Below are 7,445 nucleotides of genomic sequence, written 5' to 3'. Positions count from 1 at the left end.
GCGCAGCATCTGCGGATAGGTCTCGACCGGGCGCACCTTGACCTGCTGGAACAGCTCGGGGAAGAGCTGCATCATCGTCTCGCGGTTTTCCAGCATGTACGACACGCCAGACGGCGTGCGCGCGTTGTCCTCGAGCACGTAGAACTGGTTCTCGGCGGTGCGCACGATGTCGACGCCGATGATGTGCGTGTAAACGTTGCCGGGCGGCCGGAAATCGATCATCTCGGGGATGAACGCCTCGTTGTGCGCGATCAGGTGCTTCGGCACGATGCCGGCGCGCACGATCTCCTGGCGGTGATAGATGTCGTCGAGGAACGCGTTGAGCGCCATCACGCGCTGCTCGATGCCGAGCGACAGCCGGCTCCATTCCGCGCCCGAGATGATCCGCGGCACGATGTCGAACGGAATCAGGCGCTCGGCGGCCTGCGCGTCGCCGTACACGGCGAACGTGATGCCCGTCCTGCGGAACACGCCTTCCGCGTCGTGGGCCTTCTGGGCGAGGCTTGCAGGGTTCTGCGTGTCGAGCCACTGCTTGAGGCGCGCGTAAGGCGCCCTCACCATATCGCCGGATTGCAGCATTTCATCGAATGGCTTCATCGATCTTTTTCTCCATCGATCGTTTTCCCCGGCATTGCGCATGCCGGACCGGCGTACTAACTGCCTTGCAAGGAACGTGCCTTGCGATAACCCCCTCAGGTCCCCCTTTTTGTCGCGCGGCCGGCACGCCCCCGCAGCATGCCGCACCATGATGGTGCGACGCACGGCGCGGGACGCGCCAGCGGCGTGCCGTGCCCGTGCACGGCCGCTGCTGCGCCGCGTCTGTGAAACATAGTTCCCCTGCGTGTCACGACTGTGCAAGCTGCACTGCACCAATACTTCCCCTGCCCGCACGCCTGCCCGTTGCCGCGCTGCTCGCCGGCAGCAGCTCCGAGCCCGTACCGGCACGGCTTCCCGCCGCCGTGCACTCGGCCGCGTCCCGCCACCTCCTCGGCCGGTCTTGCCGCATCGCAGCGAACCGCGCCGCGGCGGCGGCGGCCCGTCGCGGCGGCCCGTCCTGCACCGCGAACGGGAATGGCGCCGCATCCTTCGGTTACCGGGCGGAATGGCGGAAAGGCGGGCCGGCACGAGGCCGGCCCTGGGGGAAGTACCGTCTGCGGCAGGTCGGGCAGTTCGACGCGGTGAACTAACCGGTTAGCCGGGTCCGGCACCTCGAACTTATGCAGCCGTAATCCCGCCGACAACGCCCATGCATATTTCGACTGACACCGATCGAAAAAAAACATCGGCCCCCATGCGCGAGGCGCGGTACGCTACCAAACCGGTTCAGTGAAATGGTGCCGCTCCTCCCGGCGCCGACTATAAACAGCGAAGATCAACATGGAAGCAAAGTGGCTGGAAGATTTCCTGAGCCTTGCGGATACCAAGAGCTTTTCCCGGGCCGCGCGTCATCGGCACCTCACGCAGTCGGCGTTCAGCCGGCGCATCGCCGCGCTCGAAACGTGGATGGACGCGAAGCTGGTCGACCGCAGCATCAACCCGATCGCGCTGACGCCGGCCGGGCAGATGTTCCGCGGGCTGGCCGCGGACATCCTGCGCAGCATGTATGCGGCACGCAACCTCGTGAACGGCTATGACCAGTTCGCGGCAAGCGACCAGGTGGTGCGCTTCGCAGTCGCGCATACGCTCGTGTTCACGCTGTTCCCCGAATGGCTCAAGCAGCTGAACGGCGAAGTCGGCCACGTGACCGCGCGCGTCAACGCTGTGAACGTGCCCGAAGGCGTGCAGCAGCTCGTCGAAGGTGAATGCGACCTGCTGCTCGGCTATCACCATCCGCAACTGCCGATCGTGCTCGATCCGAACCACTTCCCGTTCGTCACGCTCGGCGTCGAACGGATCCTGCCGGTGTCGACGCCCGACGCGCGCGGCAAACCGGTATTCGAACTGCCCGGCACGCCGGACGCGCCGCTGCCGCTGCTCGCGTATTCGTCGGGCGCGTTCCTCGGGAACGTGGTCGAGATGCTGCTGCTGAACGCGGCCGAACCGTACGCGCTGCACCGGTGCTTCGAGACGCACATGTCCGAGGCGCTGAAGGGGATGGTCGTGGCCGGGCACGGGATCGGCTGGCTGCCCGAAAGCTGCGTGGCGAAGGAACTCGCGGAGGGCTCGCTCGTTCGCGCGGGCTCGGCGGACTGGATCACCGAACTCGAGATCCGCCTGTACCGGTCCGCGCGCAAGCGCGGGCTCGCGGCCGAGCAGCTGTGGACCTACATCATGAACCGGCCGCGCACCGCGGCCGACGGCGCGCGCGCGGCCGAGGAGTCGATCGCGCCGGCCATGCGCATCGCGCGCCGCAGCGCCGGCGGCAGCCGGTAGCGCCCTTCACCGTCCCTCGTCACCCGACTCGCCAGCGCGCCGCGCGAATGCAATCCGCCCGGCGCGCGGTTATTCGACGTGCGCAATCGCGGAGCATTTTCCGCTCCTGCTCCGTCTTCGATATGCGTTCCGTACCTCGATCAAACCCGTAAAAACAGGCAAACGTTTGCGAGCCGAATCGCATTTAATTTACATCGAAAACATCGACCCCGAATAAATTTCCGATTCATACGACAGAAATAACCTGTTACAGAACAAATTAAAAGTTTCTCTTTTCATGCAATGGCATTTTTCATCGATAAGGCCATATCCCCTCTTTCGATTCCCTCACCCGCACTCCGAAATTCACCGTAATGCTTCGATGAAAGAGGAAAGTCTTCCTTTTATCAGTCGTTACTTTTCGGTACAAACGTCGGTACCACTTACGTCGGAAATTTGCAAAATGGTCATCGCTACCGATGAGCAAATTTCATATTCGGCAATATCGCCTTTGTTCAGAGCTGATCCATTTCGTCGAATTATTGCCAATCCTATTTAAATAAGACATTTAAAGCTTGTCCCATTCGGGCCACACATGATTGTTTGTTCGAAACCCATCGTGTATCAATAGCGTTGTCGCAAAACGAAATAGCGTCGCTAATTTTCAAATCGGAATAAGTGCATTGCCAGCGATTCCGGATGGAGGTTGCAATGTCTTCCTCGTTTGAACAGCATGGTCGCCGGCTCCTCGGCATTGTCGTATCCGCGCTCTGCATTCATGCCGCGGCCCAAACTCCGAACCAGGCCCCGACACCCTCGTCCGATACCGGCTCCGGGCGATACGTGATTTCGTACGTCTGCGGCGACGCGCGAATCGACGGTACGGCGCCGCTTCCCCCCGATGGCCGGCCGTACAACCTCGGTGTGTCGTTCGTATCGGGCGCCACCGGGCAACCGCTGTCGAACGTGCAGGTTCGGCTGCGACGGCATGGACGCGTCCTCGTCGAATTCAACGCGACGGGTTCGCGCTGTCTGTTCAGCGTGCCCGATGCAAGTTACCGGGTCGAAGGGACCTATCAGGGAGCGACCCAGTTCGCGGTGGTCGAAACCGGCGCACTCACCACGCAGCTGCGGTGGTGAACGTCAGTCGAATCCGCGCGCCGAGGGCGCGCACCCGCGTCATGCACTGCAATCCATCGACAGGAGAATCGAATGACTCGTGCAGAGCGACCGGACGGCGCGCCCGTCCGTCAGCCGAAGCCCTCCTGGGGACCGGGAAAGAATGCGGCGCTCAGCATCGTTGCATTTGCCGCGATCTTCGGCGCCTTCGCCTACGTCGAGCGAGACGTGGGGGGCAGCCATGCAACCGTGACGCACGACATCGCCGGCTTGATCGGCACCACCGTCGGGAAGTATCGCCAGGCCATCGTGGCCGCGACGGCCGACGCCTCCCGCGCGGCGTCGACGGCCGCGCAGGCCGAGCCGGTGACGCCTTCCGTACCGGGTACGCCGTTTGCGTCGGCAATGCCTGCCGGGTCGGCCGCGACCGCCCCGGCCGTGCCGCCACCACCGACCGCCCGCTCCGCCGCGAAACACCCGCGCCCCGCGCATGTGCCGACCACGACGCTCGCGGCCGGCGCACACGCCGCATCGGCCAGCGCTCGCGCGGCACGCCCCGCTGACACGCACCGGACGTCGCGTTCGCAGGCGCTGGCACGCACGAGACAACACCCCGAGCCCACGCCGACACGGCAACCGCAATCGGATATCGCCGACACGACGCACATGCAGACCACCAGCGTCACGCGCGACGAGATGGAAGGCGCCCGCGCTCTCGCCAGGGCGCGCTGGTGCGCACGGATCGACGAATGGACCTGCGTCGAGCACAACGCGAGCCGGGCCCTCGCCATCGACCCGAAGAACAGCGAATCGCGCGCGCTGCTTGGACAAGCGATCCGCAACCGCCTGTGAAGCGGCCGGACGCTGCCGGGCCTCACTGCCTGGCAGCACGACGACCGGCGACGCGCGTCGTCGGGCGTGCAACCGATGTGATCGTTTCAGAGTGAGGAGACATCGTGGCTAACAATCGTCAACAACAATGCACCACCGTCGCTCCGCCCAACCGGCGGATCCTCCTGCACGCGCCCTTGCTGTTGCTGCTCATCGCGTCCGGCTCCTGTCTTGCCGCCGAAGGCGACGCGGAACCGGGCAGCGCGAGGGAAGTCGCAGGCACCCACGGCGCGCCGGATGCGCTGCCGCCCGGCATGCAGCCGACGGAGGCGTCGATGCGGCTCGCCCAGGGCCCGGACGCCCTGCCCCCGCATGCGCCGACGCCGATCGCGCAGGCATCGGACGCATCGATGCAGATCGCGCAGGCGTCGAACCCGCAGCCGCAGGCGATGCCGACCACGGTCGTGGTGGAGCCGGACGCGGCGCAGCCGAGTGAACCGGCGCCGGACGCGCGATCGTCGGATGCGCAGGCGCAGCAGCTTGCCCAGGCGCCCGACATCGCGTCGCCGAATACGTCAGCGCCAGCCGCGCAATCGTCGGACGCTTCAATCCAGCTTGCCCAGGCACCCGACACCGCGCCGCCGAACACATCGGCTCCAGCCGCGCAATCGTCGGATGCTTCAATCCCGCTTGCCCAGGCACCCGGCACCGCGCCGCCGAATACATCGGCACCGGCCGCGCAATCGTCGGATGCTTCAATCCCGCTTGCCCAGGCACCCGACACCGCGCCGCCGAATACATCGGCTCCGGCTGCGCAATCGTCGGATGCTCCAATGCCGCTTGCCCAGGCGCCCGACACCGCGCCGCCGAATACATCGGCTCCGGCTGCGCAATCGTCGGATGCTCCAACGCCGCTTGCCCAGGCACCCGACACCGTGCCGCCGAACACATCGGCTCCGGTCGCGCATGCATCGGACGCGCCGACCCAGCCCGCACCGGCCGCTGCCGCCGCATCGCCGAATGCTGCGACGACAGCGACGACACCGACGCAAACCGCGCAGGCATCCGGCACCCCCATGCCGACCTCGCCTGCGCCGGTGACCCAGACGCCCGGCGCTCAGCCGCCGTCCTCGCAGGCACCGAATTCGCAGACGCCCGGCGCCCAGCTACCCGGCGAATCGATCCAGCGATCGCAAGGCCCCGACGTCCCGACACCGAATGCCCAGATACCGAATCTCCGTACCGCCGATGTCGCGACCGTGCGCAACGACGTGTTCGGCCTCGCGGCGAGCGGCGGCGCGATCCAGGCGCTCGAGGAAGCGAAGGCACGGCCCGATGCGTTCTCGGCCGTCGACATCGCGCAACTGGAAGAACTGTCGATACGCCAGCAGGTGCGCGGCGGACGCGACAAGTCGCGCTCGATGACGAGTCCGGACCGCTTCGACGGGATCGACAACGCGCTGCGCGCGGCCGACGACCTCGACAAGCGGATGCCGGCCACGCCCGACTATGCGCCGGTCAGGACGGCGCTCGCGGGCGACCGCACGGTCGCCCTCGCGGCACGCGGCGACATGAAGCCGGCCGTCGCGACGTTCGAGACGATCCCGTCCAATGCGGAGATCTCGATCGACGCGCTGGCGGCGGTTGGCGACGCCTACCTGTACCTGAGCGAACCGGCCAAGGCGAACGGCGTGTACCAGCGTGCGCTGAACCAGGCGACCGCGTCGCCTACGGACCGTGCGACCCGCGGCTTCCAGTACGGCGCACGCACGCGTCCGATCGAACTTCGCGAAGGGCTGTTCTGGTCGTATGTCGACCAGGCACGCGCGGCGGACGCGAAGCAGGTGCTCGACGACATGGGCAAGTCCCTGCCGCCGGTCAACGAAGTGCGCAACGTCGGTCCGGAAGAAAGCGACTATCTGCGCTACTACCGGCTGCGCGCGCAATACCTGATCTTCACGGGTCACACCGACGAGGGGATCGCCGCGCTGGAACAGCTCGAGAAGGAGGTGCCGTTCAACGCGGAGGTCCGTGCCGCGCACGCCGACGCGGTATCCGGCCAGTCGCATCCCCGCCAGGCGATCGCGATGTATCGCGCATCGCTGACCGACCACCCGGACAGCGTCGAGATGCTCGCCGGCCTCGGCCGCGCGGCGCTGACGGCAGACGACTACGCAACCGCGAAGAACGTCGACCAGACCCTCGACAACACGTTCCCGGACAGCGGCGCCGTGCGCAGCTTCAAGCGCGACTACAAGGCATACCGCAGCCCCGTGTTCACGACCGACCTGAGCTTCGAGCACGGCAACAGCGCGCTGGCCGACAACAGCTTCACGTCGGACAGCTATGTGTATTCGCAACCGTTCGGCGACAACTGGCGCGTCTTCTCGCATACGTTCTTCGGCCACGCGCAAACCGATTCCGGCAGCGTCAGCCGCACGCGCACGGGCGTCGGCGGCGACTACCGGCACGGGCCGCTCACCGTGCAGGGCGAAGTCACGCGCTCGTTCGGCTCGGACGGCCGAACCGGCGGCCGCGGGTCGATCGCGTACGCGCTGAACGACTACTGGACGGTCAGCGCCGGCCTCGACAGCAACGACAACTCGCTGCCGTGGAAGGCGTATGCCGCGCATATCTGGGGCCGCTCCGCGAACGCCTCGGTCGTGTATCGCCAGAACGACCGCCGCGAGGTCAAGCTGAGCTACGGCGTGAGCCGCTACAGCGATTCGAACCTGCACCAGGAAATCACGGCAACCGCCACGCAGCGTGTGTACACGTCCGCCAGGCAGCTCGTCAACGTCTCGCTGGATCTCGGCACCGACAGCAACACGCGCAACGACGCGCCCTACTTCAGTCCGCGCCGCGACTATGCGGCCGCGGCGACCGTCATGCACCAGCTGACGCTGTGGAAGAAGGGCGACATGTCGCTGCAGCAGCGCGTCTCGGCGTCGGGCGGCGTGTACAACGAGCGCGGCTTCGGCAGCAGCCCGCTGTGGAGCGCGCGTCTCGAGCACGCGTGGACGTTCAAGCACGACATCACGCTGAGCTATGGCGTCGAGGTCAGCAGCCACGCGTACGACGGCCAGCGCGAGCGCTCCGAAACCGGCTTCCTGTCGCTCAACCTGCCGTTCTAGCAAGGAGAT

5 protein-coding genes are annotated in these 7,445 nt (G+C 66.2%); 4 read left to right on the top strand and 1 reads right to left on the bottom strand.

Annotation, left to right across the window (positions count from 1 at the left end):
* A partial coding sequence (locus tag U4Z31_RS25625) for a circularly permuted type 2 ATP-grasp protein (protein WP_321811727.1) occupies nucleotides 1-639 on the bottom strand: 639 nt, incomplete at its 3' end.
* 738 nt (nucleotides 640-1,377) lie between these two features.
* On the opposite strand from U4Z31_RS25625, the gene U4Z31_RS25620 reads away from it, so the two are divergent.
* The 4 genes from U4Z31_RS25620 to pgaA all read left to right on the top strand — a co-directional run bounded on the left by U4Z31_RS25620 (nucleotide 1,378) and on the right by pgaA (nucleotide 7,436).
* The gene (locus U4Z31_RS25620) at nucleotides 1,378-2,373 is read left to right on the top strand and encodes a LysR substrate-binding domain-containing protein (protein ID WP_044843972.1); all 996 of its coding nucleotides are present in this window, start codon (nucleotides 1,378-1,380) and stop codon (nucleotides 2,371-2,373) included.
* 690 nt (nucleotides 2,374-3,063) lie between these two features.
* A complete protein-coding gene (locus U4Z31_RS25615) occupies nucleotides 3,064-3,492 on the top strand; it encodes a hypothetical protein (RefSeq protein ID WP_044843971.1) in 429 nt (142 codons plus the stop codon).
* A 72-nt stretch (nucleotides 3,493-3,564) separates the two neighbouring features.
* Nucleotides 3,565-4,323, top strand: coding sequence for a hypothetical protein (locus U4Z31_RS25610; RefSeq protein ID WP_321802380.1), 759 nt, complete (start codon nucleotides 3,565-3,567; stop codon nucleotides 4,321-4,323).
* Between the two features lie 104 nt (nucleotides 4,324-4,427).
* Nucleotides 4,428-7,436, top strand: coding sequence for a poly-beta-1,6 N-acetyl-D-glucosamine export porin PgaA (pgaA, locus tag U4Z31_RS25600; RefSeq protein ID WP_415750300.1), 3,009 nt, complete (start codon nucleotides 4,428-4,430; stop codon nucleotides 7,434-7,436).
* Nucleotides 7,437-7,445 lie beyond the last annotated feature (9 nt).

It is taken from the genome of Burkholderia sp. BCC1985 (genome assembly GCF_905339915.1).
Taxonomy (GTDB): domain Bacteria; phylum Pseudomonadota; class Gammaproteobacteria; order Burkholderiales; family Burkholderiaceae; genus Burkholderia.
This window is presented reverse-complemented; position numbering and strand designations above follow the sequence as displayed.